Source organism: Variovorax sp. CAN15 (genome assembly GCF_030462475.1).
In the GTDB taxonomy this organism is placed as follows: Bacteria; Pseudomonadota; Gammaproteobacteria; order Burkholderiales; family Burkholderiaceae_C; genus Variovorax.
In genome coordinates this window covers 17,850-38,496 of the sequence record NZ_JASMRZ010000053.1, presented here as the reverse complement: position 1 = coordinate 38,496, position 20,647 = coordinate 17,850, and the positions used below count along the sequence as shown (strand labels likewise).

Sequence of the window (20,647 nt, the reverse complement as noted above, 5' to 3'; positions counted from 1 at the left end):
AGGTCGATATCCACGACCTTGGCGCCGGCGCCAAGGTCGGGAGGGCCCGGGCGATCCAGCGCGACGACGGTATAGAGCTTCGCGAGTCGAGCCACCACCGCGCGCCCGACGAAGCCACTGGCGCCGGTCACGAGCACGAGGCCTTTGGCATTTCTATTCATTGATCAGTTGCTCCAGCGCGCCAAAAAGATGACCGCGACCGCCATCGTCTGGGCCGCCACCCATCGTCGGCGCGAAGTGTGGGTCGGCTGGCCGGCCGCGAAGGCCATTCTTTCAAGTCGCATCGTGCCTGGCATCGGTGATCGGTTGGCGGCCCGGCAGGCGTATGACTCCCAGATGACGCTGGAGCCGGCGCAGCCCGGCCGGCCGGACAACCTGTTCACGCCCGTGGCAGGTCCTTTCGCAGCCCACGGACGCTTCGATGCCCAGGCACGCGGCGCCAGCGTGCAATGGTGGTGCTCGAAGCAACGCTGGACGCTGACGGCGTTCGCGGCGGCGCTGGCGGTCGCGGTCATCTTTTTGGCGCGCTGGAGCAACTGATCAATGAATAGAAATGCCAAAGGCCTCGTGCTCGTGACCGGCGCCAGTGGCTTCGTCGGGCGCGCGGTGGTGGCTCGACTCGCGAAGCTCTATACCGTCGTCGCGCTGGATCGCCCGGGCCCTCCCGACCTTGGCGCCGGCGCCAAGGTCGTGGATATCGACCTTGCTTCCGACGCCAGCGTACGAGATGCTCTGGCGCGCGTGCGCGCCGATTTTGGCGGCCGGGTCGCGTCGGTGATTCATCTGGCGGCCTATTTCGACCTCGAAGGTGTCCCTCATCCCGACTACGAGTGCGTGACCGTGGGCGGCACGCAGCGGCTGCTGCGCGAACTGCAGGCTTTCGAGGTTGAGCAGTTCGTGTTCGCCAGCACGCTGCTCGTCCATGCACCCGGGCGGCCGGGTCAACCGATCGATGAGGACTGGCCGGTCGAGCCGAAGCTGCCGTATCGAGAATCGAAGATCAAGACCGAAAAGTTGATCCGCGAGGAACGCGGCAAGATTCCCGCCGTCTTCGTTCGACCCGCCGGCGTCTATGACGACAAGGGACACGCGGTCTTTCTGGCCCACCAGATCGCCCGCATCTACGAGCGCAAGCTCAACAGCCGCGTCTATCCGGGCAACCTTGATGCGGGCCAGCCGTTCTTGCACTTGAACGATCTGGTCGATGCGCTGAAACGGATCGTCGAACGCCGCCACGAACTGCCACCCGAGTTGCCCGTGTTGCTGGCAGAGCCGAGGACACCTTCGTTCCGAGACCTGCAACAGGCCATTGGCCGCCTGGTGCACGGCGAAGCATGGGCTACAAAGGAAGTTCCCGAGGGAATCGCGCGCATGGGCGTCGAGCTTGAGGACAAGGTCCTGGGCGAGGATCCGTTCATCCGGTCCTGGATGGTCGAGATCGCGGGCGACCATTACGAGGTCGACATTTCTCGCGCGAGGAAGCTGCTCGGCTGGCGGCCTCGACATGCGGTGATGGATGTGCTGCCGAAGATTGTCGAGGCCTTGAAGTCCGATCCGCCTGCCTGGTATCACAGCAACAAGCTGAATGCGTCCGTGGTCGCAGACCGCGCACCTGCCGTTCTCGGCCAGGGCGACGCAAAGACCGAAACCCACCATGACAGCATGCGGGAACATCAACAGCAGATGCGACGCATGCACTTTGACATGCTGTGGGTCCATTTCTTCAACATGCTGCTTGGCGGATGGCTCATAAGCAGTGCGTTCGCGTTCGACGCTTTTGATGCTCAAGCCTTCGGCCACATGATCTGGCAAGTGACCGCCGAGCGCGGCCTGGCCGATCCGGCGCAGCGCATGGCTTGGCTCGGATGGAGCGATGTCGTCTGCGGCGCACTGATCATCCTGTTCGGCGCGATGTCTCTGTCGCAAAAATTTTCGTGGGCGCAGTGGGCCAATGCGGCCGTCGGCGTCTGGCTGCTGTTCGCGCCGCTTGTGTTTTGGTCGCCGAGCGCCGCGATCTACAACAACGACACCTTGGTCGGGGTGCTCGTGATCAGCTTCGCCATTCTCGTTCCCATGATGCCGGGGATGAGCATGGAGTCGATGATGGACCAGTCCGACATGCCGGCAGGCTGGTCCTATTCGCCATCGACTTATCTGCAACGCCTGCCGATCGTGGCGCTGGCATTCATCGGCTTCGTCATTGCACGCCAGCTCACCGCCTACCAGCTCGGCCACATCGCTGGCGTCTGGGACCCTTTTTTCTCAGGCACGGCAGGGCGCAACGGAACCGAAGCGATCATCACGTCCGACGTGTCCAAGGCGTGGCCGATTGCTGATGGCGGGCTCGGCGCAGTGAGCTATCTGCTGGAAGTCCTGATGGGCGTCATGGGCGGGCGGCAGCGCTGGCGAACGATGCCGTGGATGGTCGCGGCGTTCGGTGTGGTGGTGGTCCCGCTGGGGGTGGTCAGCATCTACTTCATCATCATCCAGCCGATCATGCTCGGCACCTGGTGCGCCTTATGCCTGGTCGCGGCGCTCGCGATGGTCATCATGATCCCCTATACCCTCGACGAACTCGTTGCGATGGGACAGTTTCTCGTCCAAGGCCATCGCCGCGGCGACCCGTTCCGGCGCATATTTTTCATGGGTGGCCCCTCTCCCGGGAGCAAGCAGGATCGACAGCCCGATTTCGACGCGCCGCTGATCAAGACAGTCGCATCTGCCCTGCGCGGCGTGCAAGTGCCTTGGACACTCGCCGCCTGTGCGCTGCTCGGCGCAGGATTGATGTTCACGCGTTTGATGTTCGGTTCCGAGCCGCCCATGGCCAACAGCGATCACCTGGTTGGCGCGCTCATCATCACGGTGGCGATCTCGGCCATGGCGGAGGTAGGTCGGCTGCTGCGCTTCATCAATGTTGCGCTGGGTCTTTGGCTCGTTGCCGCGCCATGGGTCTTGGACGGAGCGTCGGTTGCCGCCTCCGCAGGAAGCGTCGCTTTCGGAGTTGCGGTGGTCGCGCTCAGCCTCCCGCGGGGACGACGCAGCAAGGAACACTATGGCAGCTGGGATCGCTGGGTCCTGTAGGTGCAGGCGCGCCGCGCTGATGGCGGTTGCGAAGGCTCTCGCCGACAGAGTTCGAACAGCTCATCTGGCAATCGCGCGGGAGATTGGATTACGCAACTGTAATGCCCGCGTCCGGCTTTCGCCAAAGCCGCTTCCTACAGTGGGTGCGACAGCTGTCCCCACAGGGGGCCTGACGGGACAAATGTCCTTTTCGCCGGAACGCCGGCAACGACCCAAGGAGCTTTTCATGACGAACCAGAACACGATCCCTCAACGCAAAACCTTCACTCTCAAGAGCACGCTCATCGGATTCAGCGCTGCCGTTCTGTTCTCGGGCACTGCCATTGCGCAAAACCACACGTCCGAGGCCGTCCCGCAGACGAACACGAAGCCGCAGATCGCAGCCGAAGCCAAGAAGAGCGCGAAGCCGACGGGAACCAAACCGATCAAGGATGGCAGCACCGCCGAGGGCGAAGGCTCGGGCGTGAAGAAGACGACGCGGCCCGAGGCCACGGGCCAGGGAAGAGCCGCCGCTCGGGAGGCGCGTCCGCACCGCGATCCCGGTCAAGGCGGCACCCCGAAGTAACCACCATGAAATCCATGCTGTCGGGCTTCGCAACGACCAAGGTCCTGGAGGGGGGCGGCAGCAGATGGTTCAGGGCTGTCGAGCCACGGCAGCCCATTTGTCGCCGGGTCACCGGCATTCACTTCAAAGGAGTCGACAATGTCACATGAGAGCTATACCGCATGCATCGAAGCCTGCAACGGCTGCGCCACTGCCTGCAATCATTGCGCGTCCGCGTGCCTGAAAGAAGACAACGTCAAGATGATGGCAAGGTGCATCGCCCTTGACATCGATTGCGCCGCTGCCTGCCAGTTTGCTGCGGCCGCAATGGCCCGCGGCAGTGAACATGCCAAGGCCATATGCGCACTGTGCGCGGACATCTGCGACGCATGCGGTGCAGAGTGCGAGAAGCACCAGATGGCTCACTGCAAGGCGTGCGCCAAGGCCTGCAAGGATTGCGCTGCTGCATGTCGGGCCATGGCGCATTGATGATCGTTGGACTTGCGCAGCGGGCCGCGCTCTTGGCGAAGCGGCGCGCGGCTCTCCTCGTCACCATGGGTTTGGGTCACAGCGAATGAGAGATCTCGCTCAGCGGCTTCAAGCCCGAACCGAACCGTCCAATCGCTTCGCGGTGCGCTCCAAGCTCGCTGTAGGGCAGATAACGGATGCCGAGTTCGGCGACGCGCGAGAATGCCGGGCGGCGCAGCTGCAGCCGGACATCCTCGCGGCGTGCATCAGGTGCCACGAGAAACATCGAGACGCCCTTGCCCAGTTCGGTGCCCAGCGCGAGGTCTAGCATCCGCACGATGCCTGAGTAGATGGAGGTCGAATGCTCCACCTCGAAAGCCGCGGCGATCTTCGAGCCGTCGGACTCCGCCCAGATGACGTCGATCAACCGCACCGAGTCCAGGCCGGGCTGGGCGCCCGCGGGCAATTGCGTCAAGCAACCGTCGCCGAGCCGACCCCCCGCATAGCCGCGTCCCTGGTCGTTCGAAGCGATCCAGACGCCGAAGCCGAGCGACTTGCCCAGATCGCGCAGCCATCCTTGAATTTGCGTGTGGGTCGCCTCGCTCTCTCGATCTGCGGCCCAACGCTTGTGAGCGGCCGCTGAATCTTCGCGAACCTTCTCGAGGTCGGCCTCCCAGCCCTGAATGGCCGCGACATCATCGCTGCGCGGCGGCGGCGCGTACCGGCCCGAGCCGATGTCGAAGAGCAATCCGGCCAGTGCGCCCATGTCGTTGGACAGCAGCCGGCGGTGCTGCGCGTTCAGCCGAAGGCAGCCCTCGCGCATGGAAAGGTAGTGGTCCCACTTGCCAAGCTTGACGTTGCTGCCCGTGACGGCGTTGTAGCCTTTCACGATCGCCGTGTTGAAAGGCATCACGATCGTGGGATGAACGAAGTACAGCAGGTTCGCCACAGCCGGCCCAAGGCCCTTGATCCGATGCGCGTCAATGCGGCGGATGGCCTCGACCACCTCCTCGGCGTTGTCGCAGCAGTCGCAGGCATGCAGCAGTCGGGCAAAGGCACGCTGATTGGCATCGTTCTCGTAGATGTCGGGAATGCGCAGCTTCGGCTTCCAGAGAAACGCGTGGTCGGCGCCCTTGAAGATCTGGCGTTGCTCCGCCACCGAGCCGACGACGGTTTCGAGCGAGGAGCCGCGAAACGCGCTGCCGAATGTCCCTGCATCGATGTCCTTGACCACCTGGGCCAGGCCCCGGCGGATGGAGCGGAAATTCTTTAGCCGCTCGTCCCATAGAAACCAGGAGTTGTAGGTGCTCAATGAATCGGTCTTCCAGTGACCAATGAGAACTTCAAGACCAATGGACATGGGCGCAGAGGATTGAAATGCGCAAGGCGCGACACCGTCGATTGAAGCACGAGTCGATCTGGTCAAGTCAGCGTTTCGCGCAAGAATCCCTGGCGAGCCGACTCGCAGCCGAATCCAGCAATGGGGTCGCATGGGGCATGGCCGGCCCCTTGTCCCTACGCGAAGTGCGCGGCATGCCGAGCAACGCCTATCAAGTTTCCGGCGCTATCGAAAAGCTGATCTCAGTGACACCCGAGCGCGAGGTAGCGCGGGTTTGGCCGCCATGCATTCGTGCGATGGCGGCCACGATCGCCAAGCCCAGCCCATGGTGTTCGGACGAGTCGGTGCGAGACCGCTCTGCCCGGAAGAACCGTTTGAACAGATTGGGAAGGACGTCGTCCGGGACCGGCTCGCCGCGGTTGGCAACCTTGACCCAGACGCCGTCGGGCTGGGTGTCGATCACTACCGCGATCATGGAGCCGGGCGTCGCATAGCGGCTCGCATTACTCAGCAGGTTCGACAGGGCGCGGCGCACCAGCCCGGCATCGATGCCGATGTGCGCATCGCCGCTCACATGCACCTTCAATCCTGCATCTTCCAACGTGGCCTCGTGAAAATCCAGCACCGTTCGCACTTGGTCGACCAGACTGACCGGCGCGGATCGGCGCGCCGCCGTACCGCGGTCCGCCTTCGACAGGAAGAGCATGTCGATCACGATCGCCGAGACGCGTCTCGCCTCTTCCAGCGCCGACAACAACGCGTCTCGCAGTTCCTCGATTGATCGCGGTCGAGCCAACTCGACTTCGACCATTCCGATCAGGTTGGCCAGCGGCGTGCGCAGTTCGTGCGCTACATCCGCGTTGAAAGACTCCAGTTGGTGGTAGGCCTGTTCGGCGCGATCGAGCACCGCATTGAATTGAGCCACCCACGGCGTGATCTCTGAGGCATACGGGGCGGGATCGATGCGCCGCCCCGGATACTCTGGACCGGTCGCGGCAGTCTGCCGAACGAGCTTCTGCAGCGGTTGCATCCCCCGATGCACCAGCAACGCACCGGTCAGTGAGATGACCACTGAGCCAAGGACGACCGCGCCCACGAGCGTCCAGGCCAGGCGGGCCAGGAGCTTGGCATCCTCCTGGACATCGATGCCGAGCTGCAGATGCATCGCGGCGTCTCCCGACGGCATCGGCTGCTCCTGCGTGGGCATCCACAGCCAACGTCCCGAAGCCCGAGCCGGCGTGGACGAATAGATGATCTCGTTGCCGCGGCGCAACACGAGACTGATCTCCGCGTGGGTCGAGAAGAAGTCATCGAGCTTGTGGCGCAGTCCGTCGCGCCCCGGGTCATCGCGCGACTCCTGGATCAGGTGCTTGATGAGCTCGGACTGGCGCTCGAATTCGCTGGCCTGCTTGACCTGGAAGCTCCACGCGGTGACGGCATAGATCGCCACACACACCAAACTGAGACCGATCAGGGCCTGCGCTGCAAACCAACGCGACAGCGCGGCCTGGATGGACCCTGTGTCCTGCGCATGCGCGGTGACGGGCTGCGCACGTCCCTCTGGGGAGACTGCCGTAACGTCGGCGGCCGTGCCCGGCCCTTTCACAACGGTCTTGGCGGGGCTCACGACATGCCGCCTTGCCGACTCTCCAGCACGTACCCCATGCCGCGCACCGTGTGCAGCAGCTTCTCTTCGAAAGGATCGTCGATCTTGCTGCGCAGCCGCCGGATGGCGACTTCCACGATGTTGGTGTCGCTGTCGAAATTGATGTCCCACACCTGCTCGGCCAACTGGGTGCGTGACAGCACGTTGCCCCGACGGCGCATGAGCAAGGTCAACAGTGCGAACTCCTTGGCGGTGAGATCAAGCCGCTGCCCATTGCGGGAGGCCCTGCGTGCGACCACATCCAGGTGCAAGTCCTTCAGCGCATAGTTGGACACCTCGTGCAGCTTGCCGCGGCGCAACAGCGCCTGGATGCGGGCAAGCAGTTCGGAAAACGCAAAGGGCTTGGCAAGATAGTCGTCCGCACCGCTTTGAAGTCCACGCACGCGATCGGCGACTTCGTCGCGGGCCGTGAGCATCAGCACCGGCACGGACTTGATCTTGCGCACGGCCTCCAGCACGGCGAATCCGTCGATTCCCGGCAGCATCACATCCAGCACCAGCAGATCGTAGTCGCCATCCAAGGCGAGGCTGCGCCCCTCAAGGCCGGAGCGCGCGAGGTCTACCACGAAGCCGCTCTCGGTGAGGCCCTTGACGAGGTAGTCGCCCAATTTGTGTTCGTCTTCGATGACCAGTATGCGCATTGCCAAATGCTACGGCGGTGGGTCGCGGGCGTGGATTACTTCTTTGTAATCCACGTGGCGGGTGATTGGCGGACTGGCTTCCTAGAGTCATTGCATGCCAGACAGTTGACTGGCATCGCCGGCTCGGTGGTCGATGCCGACGCGTCCAGTGCAGCTCGCGAAGTCGAACATTTCGTTGAAGGAGACCTATCATGAAGAACCGTCAAATCCTCTCGCTCGCACTTGCCGTGGGTGCAGGCGCTGCATTCGTTGCGCCGTTTGCAGCTTACGCGGAAGGGCCGTCTCACTTTGCGCCGAACGAAGCCGGCGTGGTCTATCACCCAGGTGAAGCGGGACAGGCTAAATCCCAGGCCCATGTATCAGCTGAACTCGCGGACGCGCAGAAAACCCCTGCCGGGGCCAGCATGCTGCGCTGGGGATCGATGAGCACGCCGAAGGTCGGAGCCGCCAAGTCGCGCGCCGAAGTGGTGGCCGAACTGGAAGCCGCGCAGAGGCAACCCAACTGGGATGCCGCAGCACGGCTCGGTGCGCCCCTGCCGGCGCCCAAAGGTGATGCGAGCAAGGCTCGCGCACAAGCGCAGCCCTGAGAGTCGCGCACAAATCTGGATGTCTATACAGGTCTCCTGACACACTGCTCGACTTAGAATTCGCCGCATGCACCGGGTTCGCCTGTTCGTCCTTTGGATCATGATGTTTGCCGTGCCCTTCCAGGGGTACGCGGCGGCAGCCATGGTCTTTTGCGGACCGGGTCACGCCGGTGAGGCGGGCGAAGTGTCGCTCGCACAGCCCAGCGCACACGACCACGCTCAGCACCCGCATGCGGATGGGCACGGCGATCATGAGCACAAGGCGGCACAGGCTGCCAAGCCTCCCGCAAAGGACAACACCGCCAAGGTAGCGAGTGCCGGGCCCGATGCGATGCACAAGTGCGGTACCTGCGGCGCGTGCCATGCCACAGCGCTGACCAGCACGATGGACTTGGCCGTTTTCCACGACCTTCCCAAAGCCGACTTGGCGGAGCCAGCCATCACGGTGGCCACGCTCGCGCCGCGCGTTCTCGACAAACCTCCTCGCGCTTAACGCGTTCGTGCGCCTGTGACTCGTCACGGGCCGCCGCGAACGCTCATGCATCGCCTGCGTCATGCCTTTTCGGGCAGCTCTGACGCACTCCGTTCATGAACTTGCGAGGACTCCATGTTCCATTCATCGCCGGCCCATTGGCTGGCAGCTTTTCCCGCTTCGGCTGCGTTTGCCGCGTTGGCGACCCTGAGTGCCGCTGTCGCGGTGGCTCAACCCGCGCCCGTGAAATCCGCTGAGGCTGCGGCGCCCACCGTCCTGACCTACAGGTCCGCGCTCGAGGGCTATCAGCCCTTTGCCGACGAAAAGCCCATCCCCTGGAAAGAAGCCAACGAGACGGTCTATCGCCGCGGTGGCTGGCAGGCCTACGCCAAGGAGACATCAGGCTCCAGTGCGGCCGAGGCCGAATCGCCCAAGGGCGCCGCCGCTGCGCCCGCCGCGCAGCCAGGCCATTCGATGCCCATGCCTGCAAAGAAGGAGAAGCCATGAAGCGCGCCCTTCGTTTGACAGCCATTGCCGTCGCGACGGCTGTCCTCGCCGGGTGCGCGTCAGTCAGTATCGACGACGCCCTGAGTGACACAAATACCAATGCCCAGCAGTTCACCGGTGGGAAGCTCGAACTCAGCCGAACTCAGGAGCAGCGTGACCGCCGCGCCGCACTGTCGCAGGAACTGCTCGCCAAACCGCTGTCGCAGAGTGATGCGGTGCAGCTTGCGCTGGCCAACAGTCCTTCCGTCCAAGCGTTAATCGCTCAGAGTTGGGGCGACATTGCCGCGACTAACCAGAGCAGCCGGTTACCCAATCCGATCCTCTCGTTCGCGCGCACGCGCCTGAACAGCGAACTCGAGCTTGAGCGCCTGCTGTCCTTCGGACTGGTGGATCTGATTCTGTTGCCGCAGCGTTTGTCGATCTCCAGAAGCCAGGCCGCCCAGGCCAAAGTCCAACTGACCGGTGCCGTGGTCGACCAGGTCACGCAGGTCAAGCAGGCCTGGGTGCGTGCAGTCGCGGCGCAACAGACGCTGAAGTATGCCGAGCAGGTCAACAGGTCGGCCCAGGCCAGTGCCGAACTTGCGCGCCGGATGCAGCTCATTGGGAATTTCTCCAAGTTGCAGCGTGCACGCCAGCAGGTTTTCTACGCTGATGCGACGACCCAGCTCGCCTCGGCACAGCACGCCACCACCGCTGCACGCGAAGAGTTGGTTCGTGTCCTGGGGTTGAACGATGACCAGGCCACCAGACTGGCGTTGCCCGAACGCCTGCCTGACCTGCCCAAGACTCCTCGCGAAGCGAAGGAGGTCGCAGCGACCGCTACTGAGCAACGCCTGGATGTCCAACTGGCACGTGCCCAGTTGGACGTGGCGGGCAAATCGCAAGGTATCAACTTGCTGTCGACCTTCATCGACGTCGAGGTGGGCGGTCGGCGCGACACGGTGTTCGACAACGCGGAGAACACCAAGAGCACCCGCCGGGGCTTCGAGCTCGATATCCGCCTGCCGCTGTTCGACTGGGGGTCAGCGCAGCGCGACATGTTGAACGCGCAGTCGTTGGCCGCGGCCAACCGCTACGACGCCACCGTGCGTGGCGCTTCCTCTCAGCTGCGAGAGGGCTACTCGGCCTACCGCACTGCCTACGACATCGCACGGCACTACCGCGACGAGATCGTGCCGCYGCGCCAGGCCATGGCCGATGAGAACGTGCTTCGCTACAACGGGATGTTGATCGGCGTTTTCGAACTGTTGGCCGAGGCGCGTGACCAGATCGCCAGCGTGACCAACGCGATCAATGCCCAGCAGCAGTTCTGGCTGGCTGATGCCGCGCTGGCGGCTTCGGTGATGGGCAAGCCCACGTCCGCAGGGGCCTCGATGGCCAGCTCGGGCGGCGAAGGCGCCTCCGCTGGTGCGGCGCACTGAGCCCGCCCTCTGAGTTCTCCAACCGATTTGAACGACATGACAAACAGACGCAATTTCTTGAGCGGTGCGGGTGCCATCACGGGCGCCATCGCCGCGGCCAGCGTGAGCAAGGTGGCCATGGCCGCGCTGCCTGAGCCCGTGCTCCAGACCACGCCCAACACCATGCCGCCCTTGATGCCCTCGAGCGGACGCCCCTACAACCCCGTGGTCACGCTCAACGGCTGGACCTTGCCCTGGCGCATGAACAACGGCGTCAAGGAATTCCACTTGGTGGCCGAACCCGTGGTGCGCGAAATGGCGCCTGGCTTCAAGGCCAACCTGTGGGGCTACAACGGCCAGTCGCCCGGCCCGACCATCGAGGTGGTCGAAGGCGACCGCGTGCGCATCTTCGTGACCAACAAGCTGCCCGAGCACACCAGCGTGCACTGGCACGGCCAGCGCCTGCCCAACGGCATGGACGGCGTCGCCGGACTGAACCAGCCACCGATCCGCCCAGGCAAGACCTTCGTCTACGAGTTCGTAGCGCGCCGCCCCGGCACCTTCATGTACCACCCGCATGCGGACGAAATGACGCAGATGGCCATGGGCATGATGGGCTTTTGGGTGACGCACCCCAAGGCCGAGCATCCGTTGATCGAGAAGGTCGACCGCGACTTCGTGTTCCTGCTCAATGCCTACGACGTGGAGCCCGGCAGCGCCACGCCCAAGATCATGACGATGCTGGACTTCAACCTGTGGTCCTGGAACAGCCGGATCTTTCCGGGTATCGATTCGCTCAATGTCCGGCTCAACGACAAGGTACGCATTCGCATCGGAAACCTGACGATGACCAATCACCCGATGCACCTGCACGGGCACGAGTTCCTCGTCACGGGCACCGATGGCGGTCCGACGCCCAAGTCTTCGCGGCAGTACGAGGTGACGGCCGACGTGGCGGTCGGACAGATGCGCCAGATCGAGTTCCTGGCCGACGAGGAAGGAGACTGGGCCTTCCACTGCCACAAGAGCCATCACACGATGAACGCCATGGGCCACGACGTGCCGACCATGATCGGCCTGGACCACAAGGACGTGGCCAAGCAGATCACAAGCCTGGTGCCCGACTACATGGTCATGGGCGAGCGCGGCATGGCCGACATGGCCGAGATGGAAATGCCGATTCCCGATAACACCGCGCGAATGATGACCGGCGAAGGCCCGTTCGGCTCGGTCGAGATGGGCGGCATGTTCAGCATGGTCAAGGTGCGCAAAAACCAGAAGGCGGGCGACTACTCGAACCCGGGTTGGTTCAAGCATCCGAAGGGCACCGTTGCCTACGAGCTGGATGGACCGCCGCCCGAGACCTCGCGCCAACGCGGCGCCGGCGCCGCAGCGATGCCCGCTCAGAACATGCCCGCCAAGAACATCGAAGTCCAGATTCGAAAGCCCGGCGGCGGCCATTCGAACCACTAGTTCTCCCCCTCCGTTCCAAACTCCAACTCTCAAAGGAAAACCCATGAAACACAACTTCCGCAACACAGCTGTCGCAGCACTTGTGGCCCTGGCCGCCGCCGGCGCTTCGGCATCCGGCACCCACGCAGGCGGCCACGGCCACGATGCCAACGAGGCGATCGGCAAGCCCGGCGTGGCCACCAAGGCCACCCGCACGATCAACGTCGACATGACCGATAGCATGCGCTTCACGCCGGCCGACATCAGCGTCAAACAGGGCGAGACCGTGCGCTTCGTCGTCAAGAACTCCGGCCAGCTCAAGCACGAGCTCGTGATCGGGACGGAGAAGGAGCTCAAGGAGCACTACGAAGTCATGAAGAAGAACCCGGAGATGGAGCACTCCGATCCGAACATGGTGACGCTGGCCGCAGGCAAGAGCGGCGAGATCGTCTGGCAATTCACCAAGGCCGGCAAGGTCGACTTCGCGTGCCTGCAGCCGGGCCACTACGACGCCGGCATGAAGGGCGCCGTGAACGTGACCAAGACCGGAAAGTAAGCGAGGCGCTCCCGCCGCCGGCTTCCATCGGAATGCGGCGGGACTCCAAATTCATTCATATCTCAGGAGATCCTCATGACCAACACCCGTATCGCACTCTTGGCATTCGTTGCCGCACTCTCGTTCGCTGGCGCCGCCGGCGCGCAATCTTCCAAATCCATGTCCGACATGCCGGGCATGTCCGAGAAGGCACCTGCGGCCGGCGGCTCGGATGCGGCCGCAGCGTCGGACCTCAGCGAAGGCGAGATCCGCAAGGTGGACAAGGACAACAAGAAGCTCACGATCAAGCACGGCCCGCTCAAGAACCTCGACATGCCGGGCATGACGATGGTGTTCGGCGTCAAGGACGACGTCATGCTCGACAAGGTCGAGACCGGCGCCAAGGTCCGTTTCCAGGCGGAAAAGATCGACGGCAAGATCGTCGTCACGAAGATCGAATCGGCCCGCTGAGCGCGTAAAGAATCAATGGGCGGCGACTATCGAAAGGATGGAGGAAGGAATGGCTTACTCGAGTGCTTCGCAAGTCGTTCGGCAGATCCTGGAGGGACCGGTTACCCGGCCAGCGTTGCGGCGCTGGCGGCGCCAGCAGTTCTTTTCCGAGGCCGGATTCGGTAGTTACTTCGGACTGTTCAAAAGCTTTTCCGAAGCCCGGGATTGGCTGCCTGACAGTCCGGAATTCGACCACGCGGCCTTGGCGCAAGAGTACGTGAATGTCCGCACGAAGAAGGTGTTTGCCTACGACTACCCCGTGATGTGGTGGCTCGAACGTGCGTTCAGAGATGGTGCCACCAAGCTGCTCGACATCGGTGGCTCGGTGGGGGTTCACTTCTATGCCTATCGCCGCTATTTCGAGATGCCCCAGGGCCTTTCCTGGCGCGTCGTTGAAGTGCCTGCGATCGCGGCCCTGGGGCGAGATATCGCCAGCGGGGCCAACGCCACTGGACTGAGCTTCGCCGAGGATCTTTCGCAGGCGCTGCCCGGCAACGATATCTGGCTGTCTGCCGGCGCCCTGCACTATGTCGAGAATTCGCGTCCCGGTGATCTGCTTCAACGGTGCGACACGCGGCCACGGCACGTCTTGCTGAACAAGCTCCCGCTCTACGACGGCGAGGACTACGTCACGGCACAGAACATCGGTGCCGGCTGCTTTGCGCCCATGCACGTCTACAACCGCGAACGCTTCATCAAGGAAATCGAGGCGCTGGGGTATACCTTGCGCGACCAGTGGCAGGTTCCTGAGCGTTCGTTGTATCTGCCGGGATTTCCCGAGCGCAGCATTCCGACGTTCAGTGGCCTTTACTTCGCCAGTTGAGCAATGCAAGCCAAAGCGTCCACGCGTGCTCGCCAGTCCTTGCGGGCTGCGCGTACGTTGTTCGCAGTGGCAATGGAGAAGAAGCCTCGCATCACCGCGAGGGCATATTCCGCTGCGGGCGGAATCCTCGGTATGGCGCTCTTCGCCGGTCTGACGGGGTGCGCCGATTTCTACCGGCAGTCTCGCGATTTCCAGGACGGCTGGCGCACCGGGGAAATTGTCGAAATCGGCCGCGCAAAAGAGATTCAACGAGGCGGGCGCACGGATTGCAGGAAGACCGCCAGCGCCGACGAACTTGCAGTACGACGCTTCGCCATCCTGGTCGATCGTTCCACGGGGCGGCGACATGCGCACATCGAGATGCTGGATCCTGCGACATCTGTCGCGCTGGGCGACGTCGTGTGGACCAACGTCGACAGGTGCGACACACCCGTTCGCGTGCTGTCGCATGCACGAGCGCTGCGCGGCTGACGCGGCCTTCCCACGATCTGCGGCCATCCTTGCAGCCGGCCCACCACAAACCTCGGCACCTTATGAACTCTTTCGCTTCCTTTCTTCTCCTCACCGTCGGTGGACTTGCTTCAGGTTTTTCATTCGCCGCCGATCCTGCCGTGCCAGCGCCGATCGAAAGGGTCTTGGCCCCTTCGTCGAAACCCGACATTGCGAATGGCGAAGTCGTCTTCAATGGCAAGTCATGCGCCGCGTGCCACAGCGCGGATGGCAACTCGGCCATCCCCGCCAATCCCAAGCTGGCTCAGCAGCATCCCGAGTACCTGGTCAAGCAGCTTCAGGAATTCAAGTCCGGGAAACGCAAGAGCCCGGTCATGAGCGGCATGGCGGCAATGCTGTCCGAGAAGGAAATGCGCGACGTCGCCTGGTTCCTGGGTTCCAAGTCCATCAAGCCGGGGTTTGCGAAGGACAGGGATCTGGTGGCGCTGGGCGAGAAGATCTATCGCGGCGGCATTGGGGAGCGAAGTGTCCTGGCCTGCGCAGGCTGTCACAGCCCCAACGGCGCCGGCATCCCGATCCAGTACCCGCGTCTGGGCGGACAGAACGCCGAGTACATCGCCGCTCAGCTGACCGCGTTTCGCGATGGGGTACGACTCAACAGCGTGCCCATGAGCGGCGTTGCAGCCAAACTCAACGATCGCGAAATCAGGGCCGTTTCCGACTACATCGCGGGGCTGCATTGAACGACGCCATGCCTCCAGAGCTGCTCTCGCCTTAGGAGCTAGGTATGTACGTGACGGGGCGATGGGTTTCAACCAATGTTGTCGGCACGATGTTCATCGCCTGGCTCGTTGGTGTGATCATCTTCGTGGCCGTTCTCGTGTGGCAACTCCGAAAACATCGAAAGGAAAATTCCACTGGCGACAGACGCCCAGGTTCGGCTCGACCGAGTGGCTCGAGGAAAACCAAGCGCCGCCGGCGGGGCAGATGACCGCACCGTCAATGTCGGACCCGGTCAGCGCTTACGACGTGATCTGGAAAGCCTTGCGGCCTGGTAGATGGCTGGTCCACTGCCACATCCCGCGCCAGACGACCAACAACGACCTCGAACAGGACGGGGGCGGCGGCCTGATGATGGTTCTGGAGGTGAAGAGTCGGAATGCGCAGAACCACACCACTGACGGACTGGCGCCGGTCGCTTGACCTTCACACGATGTCAAGCCTGATACTGGAATCACCTTTCAACCAAGGAGCCTCTCATGCAAGAGTTCGTCATCCAATCGATGTCCTGTGGCAGCTGCGCGAGCCGGATCGCTCAGGCCGTGAAGAACCTGGACGCCACGGCGAAGATCGAAGTCGATCTGCCGGCCAAAACGTTGCGCGTCGACAGCGCTGAGGACCGTGAGTCTGTGACTGCCGCCCTGACGGAAGCCGGCTACCCGCCGAAGTGATTCGCCGGCACGGGACAGCGGCCTTCATCGGCTGATGTGTATCGAGCTGGCCTGTGTGGACTGAATGCACCGCCATGTAAGGTGCATTCAGCCAATTTTTCGTTGGAGAACTTGAATGAACCCCACGCCTTCCAACCAGCATGAACACCATCTGGGACATCACGGGGCGCACCCGCCCGCCTCTGGAGAGCCTTCGCAGAAGACCGATGCGATTTTGAAGGATCCCGTTTGTGGCATGGCGGTGACCACGCGGTCCGCGCACGTCCTGCAGCACGAAGGCGGGCCGGTCTATTTCTGTAGTGCGGGGTGCAAAGCCAAATTCGAGGCCAACCCGGCCAAATACGCGAAACGCGGCACGCAGCAGACGGCCCCGCTCGTGCTTGCGCCCGCGCAGCCGGCTCAACCCGGTCCTCCAGGCACGATCTACACCTGTCCCATGCACCCGGAGATCCGGCAAGATCACCCGGGCAACTGCCCCAAGTGCGGCATGACGCTGGAGCCCGAGATGCCGACCCTCGACGAGGGCGAAGACCTCGAGCTGAAAGACTTCAAGCGACGCTTCGTCTGGACCTTGCCCCTCACCGTCATCGTCACAGTGCTCGCCATGGCCGGCCACCGCCTGCAGTGGTTCGAGATGGACACGCAGAGCTGGATCGAACTTGTGCTCACCATGCCGATCGTCCTGTGGGCCGGGTGGCCGTTCTTCGTGCGCGCGGCGCAGTCTGTGGCAAACCGCAGTCCGAACATGTGGACCTTGATCGGCCTGGGCACGGCCGCGGCCTTTGTCTATAGCGTCGTGGCCACGGTGGCGCCCGACGTGTTTCCCGCGTCGTTCGTGTCGATGGGGCGCGTGTCGGTCTACTTCGAAGCGGCCGCGGTGATCATTTCTTTGACCTTGTTGGGTCAGATCCTCGAACTCAAGGCGCGGTCGCAGACCTCCGCAGCCATCAAGTCGCTGCTGGGCCTTGCCCCCAAGACAGCGCGCCGCATCGACCCTGACGGTGCCGAGGAAGACATACCGATTGGCCACGTGCATGTGGGCGACAAGCTGCGCGTGCGCCCCGGAGAGAAGGTGCCCGTGGACGGTGTGGTGATCGAAGGCAACAGCGCCGTCGACGAATCCATGCTGACTGGGGAGCCATTGCCCGTGACCAAGCGGATTGGCGACAAGCTTATCGGCGCAACGCTGAACACCAACGGCGCACTTGTGATGCAGTCCGAGAAAGTCGGCTCGCAGACCGTGCTCGCGAGCATCGTGCAGATGGTCGCGCTGGCGCAACGCTCCAGGGCGCCGATGCAACGAATGGCCGATCACGTTGCCGGCTACTTCGTCATGACCGTCATCGGCATCGCGGTGCTGACCTTCTTCGCCTGGGGATTCTTCGGGCCGCAGCCCAGTTGGGTCTACGGCCTGATCAATGCCGTGGCGGTGCTCATCATTGCCTGCCCCTGTGCACTCGGCCTCGCCACGCCGATGTCGATCATGGTGGCCACGGGCAAGGCGGCCACGCAGGGCGTGCTGTTCCGCGATGCCGCGGCGATCGAGAACTTCCGCAAGGTCGATGCGCTCATCGTCGACAAGACCGGCACCCTGACGGAAGGCCGGCCGCAGTTCGAGCGCGCGGTGCCTGCGCCGGGCTTCACCGCCGACGAGGTGCTGCGACTCGCAGCCAGCCTGGACCAGGGCAGCGAACACCCGCTGGCCGACGCCATCGTGCGGGCGGCGCGCGAGCGCAACCTGGCGCTGGACACGCCCGACGGTTTCGAATCCAGCAGCGGCATCGGCGTGAGCGGCGGCGTGGGCAGCAGGAAGCTGGCGCTCGGCAACACGGCGCTCATGGACCAGCTGCGCGTGCGGGTCGACGACCTCAAGCCGCAGGCCGAGGCCATGCGGGCCGAGGGCGCGAGTGTCATGTTCCTGGCTGTGGACGGCCAGCCTGCCGGCTTGCTTGCGGTCTCGGACCCAATCAAGGCCACCACGATCGAGGCGCTGGCCGCGCTCAAGGCCTCGGGCCTGCGGGTCATCATGGCGACCGGAGACGGGCTGACCACGGCCCGGGCCGTCGCAGCGAAGCTGGGCATCGACGAGGTGCATGGCGAAGTGAAGCCCGCCGACAAGCTCGCGCTGGTGGACAAGCTGCAGCGTGAAGGCCGGATCGTCGCCATGGCGGGGGACGGCATCAACGATGCGCCCGCGCTCGCCAAGGCCGACGTCGGGGTGGCGATGGGCACCGGCACCGATGTCGCGATGAACAGCGCCCAGGTGACGCTGGTCAAGGGCGACCTGCGCGGCATTGCGCAGGCGCGCGTGATCTCCGAGCAGACCATCGCCAACATGAAGCAGAACCTCGGCTTCGCCTTTCTCTACAACGCTCTCGGCGTGCCACTGGCCGCGGGCGTGTTGTTCCCGTTCACGGGCTGGCTGCTGTCGCCGATGATCGCGGCGCTGGCGATGAGCCTGAGCTCGGCGTCGGTCATCACCAATGCCTTGCGCTTGAGGGGAGCAAAAAGCGACACCCACGGGCCACACGCCGACGCAAAGTCGCCCTCCTAGAGGCGCGTTGGATCGAGTGGCGTCACTCCGTGCGAAGGAGTTCCTATGAAGTCCGAACTGTTTGAGCAGCATTTGCTGGACGTCTACCAGGAGGCCATCCGATTTCGCAAGTGGGCGGTCGCGGAGCATCTGTTGTGCGCCATCGAGGCGTGCGCACCAGCGGAAGCACCAATCAGCGCGAGCGTGGCCAGTGCCTACAGTGTTCTGGCCGCCGAGGCGCAAAAGCCCCGGCGATGTGGAACGCGCTCGAAGCGTGATTGAGGCGCGACGGTCAGTCTTTGGCGCGGGGTTTGAGGAGATTGGCGAGGGCCTTCTGGTCTTCGGCCAACTGGATGCGCATGAGCTGGAGCACGCGCAGGGCGAGACCGGACAGGGGCTGCCCAGGGAGAAGCACCAACACACCCGCGAAGGAGACATCCAGGGACAGCGGACGGATGGTCAGGCCGCGTTGAGCGTATTCCATGGCGGTGACCGGATTGACGACGCCGATGCCCATTCCGCTCAGGGCCATTTCTCACACGCTCGCCGCGTAGGGCGTCTCGACCAGCACACTCAACCCGACGTTGCACTCCGCCAATGCCCGCTCCAGGCGCCGCCGAGACGCGTCCTCGGGGTTGAGCGCTAGGAATGGCTCTTCCGCGAGCTGATGCGGTTGGATGGTCCTCGCCTTGGGCCTTGGTCAGCCGGTGCCTCGCATGCATCACCACCACACCTGGGAAGCGCGCGAACTCGGAATGCTCCAGGACTGTCGTCGGCATCTCGTCGCCCATTAGCCCGAAGTCGACCTGCCGTCCCAGTACGGCCTCGTGCACCTCCCGCGAGCTGAGCACCTGCAGCGAAATCTGCGGCCGGGCTTCGTTGTCGCGGCGCTCGACCACCAGCCGCGACAGCACCCCGCAGGCCGAAGGCCGGATAGACCGCCATGCGCAGCGTGTTGACGCCGAAACACCCGCTCGATGTCTCGCATGCTCACCTGATAACGAAGCTTGCGAAGGCTTCTTCGGTCGGCTGAAGAACGAGCTGTTCCATCCTCGAGACTGGAAGAACGCCACCATCGAGCAATTCATCGAGGCGGTCGACTCAGACATCCGCTGGTACAACGAGAAGCGGATCAAGATCTCTCTTGGCTCTCTCAGCCCTATCGAATACCGGGTGAGCCTTGGACTTGCGGCATAAAACCAGTCCAAGTTTTTATCCGCACCCCTAGGGTCAGAGATCAGCGGAATTCAACACCTTGTGGAAAAGCATTGATTTGCGATGATCCTACTTGCCTACATGGTGCCTACACGACACCAGAAAGCAAAAAGCCCAACCTAGCAAGATTGGGCTATCTACTTGATCCTAAAAGGAAAATTTGGTGGCCTGGGGCGGAATCGAACCACCGACACGCGGATTTTCAATCCGCTGCTCTACCAACTGAGCTACCGGGCCATTGCTGTGCGCAGCCCTAAATTATACAGCGCTTCTGCGCCCTCTTGAAAGATCAACGCCAAGTTGTTTGAGCTTTCTGTAAAGGTGGGTGCGTTCGAGGCCGGTTTTCTCGGCGACGCGGGTCATGGAGCCGTTCTCCATCGCCAGGTGGAATTCGAAGTACGCCTTCTCGAAGCCGTCGCGCGCATCGCGCAGCGGGCGGTCGAGGTCGAAGCTCTGCGTCGACTGCGGGCCGGTGTCGGCCACGGGCACCGAAGCCAGCGAGGCCATCAGCAGGCTGTCGCCCGTGGTCGTGATGGCTGTCGCCTGGCTGCCGGTGATCGGCGCGGGCACCACGCCTGCTGCCGCGCGGCGCGCACTCTCGCGGGCCAAACCCTGCTCCACTGCCTTGAGCAGCTTCTGCATGGTGATGGGCTTTTCGAGGAAGGCGAATGCGCCGATGCGCGTGGCGTCGACCGCTGTGTCTATGGTGGCGTGGCCGCTCATCATGATGACGGGCATGCTCAGGAGGCCCGCGGTGGACCACTCCTTGAGCAACGTGACGCCGTCGGTATCGGGCATCCAGATGTCGAGCAGCACGAGATCGGGTCGTGCGCGCTGGCGTGCAGCGCGCGCTTCGGCCGCGTTCTCCGCGAGTTCCACGTTGTGGCCCTCGTCATTGAGAATTTCGAAGAGCAGGTCCCGGATGCCCAGCTCGTCATCGACCACGAGAATGTTTGCCATGAGTGCTGCTTGT

The 20,647-nt window shown here is 63.4% G+C and carries 24 protein-coding genes, 1 tRNA gene and 1 pseudogene; 19 read left to right on the top strand and 7 right to left on the bottom strand.

Features of this window, described 5'->3' with window-relative positions; all coding sequences use genetic code 11:
- On the bottom strand, positions 1-161 hold a 161-nt coding region (locus QMO14_RS24165), incomplete at its 3' end, for an NAD-dependent epimerase/dehydratase family protein (RefSeq protein WP_301510256.1).
- Between the two features lie 28 nt (positions 162-189).
- Between QMO14_RS24165 and QMO14_RS24160 the strand changes: the two genes are divergently transcribed.
- The 4 genes from QMO14_RS24160 to QMO14_RS24145 all read left to right on the top strand — a co-directional run bounded on the left by QMO14_RS24160 (position 190) and on the right by QMO14_RS24145 (position 4,114).
- Positions 190-540, top strand: a complete 351-nt coding sequence (locus QMO14_RS24160; protein WP_301510252.1) for a hypothetical protein — start codon at positions 190-192, stop codon at positions 538-540.
- A 3-nt stretch (positions 541-543) separates the two neighbouring features.
- Complete coding sequence (locus QMO14_RS24155) at positions 544-3,081, top strand: NAD-dependent epimerase/dehydratase family protein (protein WP_093298999.1); 2,538 nt, start codon at positions 544-546, stop codon at positions 3,079-3,081.
- Positions 3,082-3,307: 226 nt separating this feature from the next.
- Complete coding sequence (locus QMO14_RS24150; protein WP_093298995.1) at positions 3,308-3,646, top strand: hypothetical protein; 339 nt, start codon at positions 3,308-3,310, stop codon at positions 3,644-3,646.
- Between the two features lie 138 nt (positions 3,647-3,784).
- On the top strand, positions 3,785-4,114 hold the full coding sequence (locus QMO14_RS24145) for a four-helix bundle copper-binding protein (protein ID WP_093298992.1): 330 nt from the start codon (positions 3,785-3,787) through the stop codon (positions 4,112-4,114).
- A 76-nt stretch (positions 4,115-4,190) separates the two neighbouring features.
- Here the strand turns inward: QMO14_RS24145 and QMO14_RS24140 are convergent, their stop codons facing one another.
- From QMO14_RS24140 to QMO14_RS24130, 3 genes are all read right to left on the bottom strand, one after another.
- Positions 4,191-5,453: a type II restriction endonuclease gene (locus QMO14_RS24140; RefSeq protein WP_093298990.1), complete on the bottom strand. Its 1,263-nt coding sequence runs from the start codon at positions 5,451-5,453 to the stop codon at positions 4,191-4,193.
- Between the two features lie 190 nt (positions 5,454-5,643).
- Entirely contained in the window at positions 5,644-7,059 is a 1,416-nt protein-coding gene (locus QMO14_RS24135; RefSeq protein ID WP_228121901.1) for a heavy metal sensor histidine kinase, read from the bottom strand.
- Positions 7,056-7,739, bottom strand: a complete 684-nt coding sequence (locus QMO14_RS24130) for a heavy metal response regulator transcription factor (RefSeq protein ID WP_093299893.1) — start codon at positions 7,737-7,739, stop codon at positions 7,056-7,058. Before QMO14_RS24130 ends, QMO14_RS24135 begins: the two co-directional genes overlap by 4 nt.
- Positions 7,740-7,930: 191 nt before the next feature.
- Between QMO14_RS24130 and QMO14_RS24125 the strand changes: the two genes are divergently transcribed.
- From QMO14_RS24125 to QMO14_RS24060, 14 genes are all read left to right on the top strand, one after another.
- Positions 7,931-8,326 carry a hypothetical protein gene (locus QMO14_RS24125; RefSeq protein ID WP_143042875.1) on the top strand — a complete coding sequence of 132 codons (396 nt, stop codon included), beginning with the start codon at positions 7,931-7,933 and terminating at the stop codon, positions 8,324-8,326.
- A gap of 67 nt (positions 8,327-8,393) precedes the next feature.
- Complete coding sequence (locus QMO14_RS24120; RefSeq protein ID WP_228121902.1) at positions 8,394-8,819, top strand: hypothetical protein; 426 nt, start codon at positions 8,394-8,396, stop codon at positions 8,817-8,819.
- Positions 8,820-9,041: 222 nt separating this feature from the next.
- The gene (locus tag QMO14_RS24115; RefSeq protein ID WP_228121903.1) at positions 9,042-9,305 is read left to right on the top strand and encodes a hypothetical protein; all 264 of its coding nucleotides are present in this window, start codon (positions 9,042-9,044) and stop codon (positions 9,303-9,305) included.
- Positions 9,302-10,726, top strand: a complete 1,425-nt coding sequence (locus QMO14_RS24110; RefSeq protein WP_301510247.1) for a TolC family protein — start codon at positions 9,302-9,304, stop codon at positions 10,724-10,726. Before QMO14_RS24115 ends, QMO14_RS24110 begins: the two co-directional genes overlap by 4 nt.
- Before the next feature lie 36 nt (positions 10,727-10,762).
- Positions 10,763-12,178, top strand: coding sequence for a multicopper oxidase family protein (locus tag QMO14_RS24105; protein WP_093298977.1), 1,416 nt, complete (start codon positions 10,763-10,765; stop codon positions 12,176-12,178).
- 43 nt (positions 12,179-12,221) lie between these two features.
- Positions 12,222-12,713, top strand: coding sequence for a plastocyanin/azurin family copper-binding protein (locus QMO14_RS24100; protein WP_093298974.1), 492 nt, complete (start codon positions 12,222-12,224; stop codon positions 12,711-12,713).
- A 75-nt stretch (positions 12,714-12,788) separates the two neighbouring features.
- The gene (locus QMO14_RS24095) at positions 12,789-13,163 is read left to right on the top strand and encodes a copper-binding protein (protein WP_176947362.1); all 375 of its coding nucleotides are present in this window, start codon (positions 12,789-12,791) and stop codon (positions 13,161-13,163) included.
- Positions 13,164-13,212: 49 nt separating this feature from the next.
- Positions 13,213-14,025 (top strand): methyltransferase, TIGR04325 family, encoded by an 813-nt coding sequence (locus QMO14_RS24090; protein WP_176947361.1) that lies wholly within the window; start codon positions 13,213-13,215, stop codon positions 14,023-14,025.
- A 132-nt stretch (positions 14,026-14,157) separates the two neighbouring features.
- Positions 14,158-14,496, top strand: coding sequence for a hypothetical protein (locus QMO14_RS24085; protein WP_093298969.1), 339 nt, complete (start codon positions 14,158-14,160; stop codon positions 14,494-14,496).
- 62 nt (positions 14,497-14,558) lie between these two features.
- A complete protein-coding gene (locus tag QMO14_RS24080; RefSeq protein ID WP_093298967.1) occupies positions 14,559-15,218 on the top strand; it encodes a cytochrome c in 660 nt (219 codons plus the stop codon).
- 61 nt (positions 15,219-15,279) lie between these two features.
- Positions 15,280-15,678 (top strand): hypothetical protein, encoded by a 399-nt coding sequence (locus QMO14_RS24075; RefSeq protein WP_301510242.1) that lies wholly within the window; start codon positions 15,280-15,282, stop codon positions 15,676-15,678.
- A gap of 56 nt (positions 15,679-15,734) precedes the next feature.
- The gene (locus tag QMO14_RS24070) at positions 15,735-15,926 is read left to right on the top strand and encodes a heavy-metal-associated domain-containing protein (protein WP_093298964.1); all 192 of its coding nucleotides are present in this window, start codon (positions 15,735-15,737) and stop codon (positions 15,924-15,926) included.
- A 115-nt stretch (positions 15,927-16,041) separates the two neighbouring features.
- Entirely contained in the window at positions 16,042-18,480 is a 2,439-nt protein-coding gene (locus QMO14_RS24065) for a heavy metal translocating P-type ATPase (protein WP_093298961.1), read from the top strand.
- A gap of 45 nt (positions 18,481-18,525) precedes the next feature.
- Entirely contained in the window at positions 18,526-18,741 is a 216-nt protein-coding gene (locus QMO14_RS24060) for a hypothetical protein (RefSeq protein WP_093298959.1), read from the top strand.
- Between the two features lie 10 nt (positions 18,742-18,751).
- Here the strand turns inward: QMO14_RS24060 and QMO14_RS24055 are convergent, their stop codons facing one another.
- The gene (locus tag QMO14_RS24055; RefSeq protein ID WP_093298956.1) at positions 18,752-18,976 is read right to left on the bottom strand and encodes a hypothetical protein; all 225 of its coding nucleotides are present in this window, start codon (positions 18,974-18,976) and stop codon (positions 18,752-18,754) included.
- 470 nt (positions 18,977-19,446) lie between these two features.
- On the opposite strand from QMO14_RS24055, the pseudogene QMO14_RS24050 reads away from it, so the two are divergent.
- A pseudogene (locus tag QMO14_RS24050) lies at positions 19,447-19,656 on the top strand (IS3 family transposase); the annotation flags it as partial.
- Positions 19,657-19,835: 179 nt separating this feature from the next.
- On the opposite strand, the gene QMO14_RS24045 reads toward QMO14_RS24050, so the two are convergent.
- Both QMO14_RS24045 and QMO14_RS24040 read right to left on the bottom strand, forming a co-directional pair.
- Positions 19,836-19,911 (bottom strand) — tRNA-Phe (locus QMO14_RS24045).
- Between the two features lie 21 nt (positions 19,912-19,932).
- Positions 19,933-20,634, bottom strand: a complete 702-nt coding sequence (locus QMO14_RS24040; protein ID WP_126021684.1) for a response regulator — start codon at positions 20,632-20,634, stop codon at positions 19,933-19,935.
- Positions 20,635-20,647: the final 13 nt, after the last annotated feature.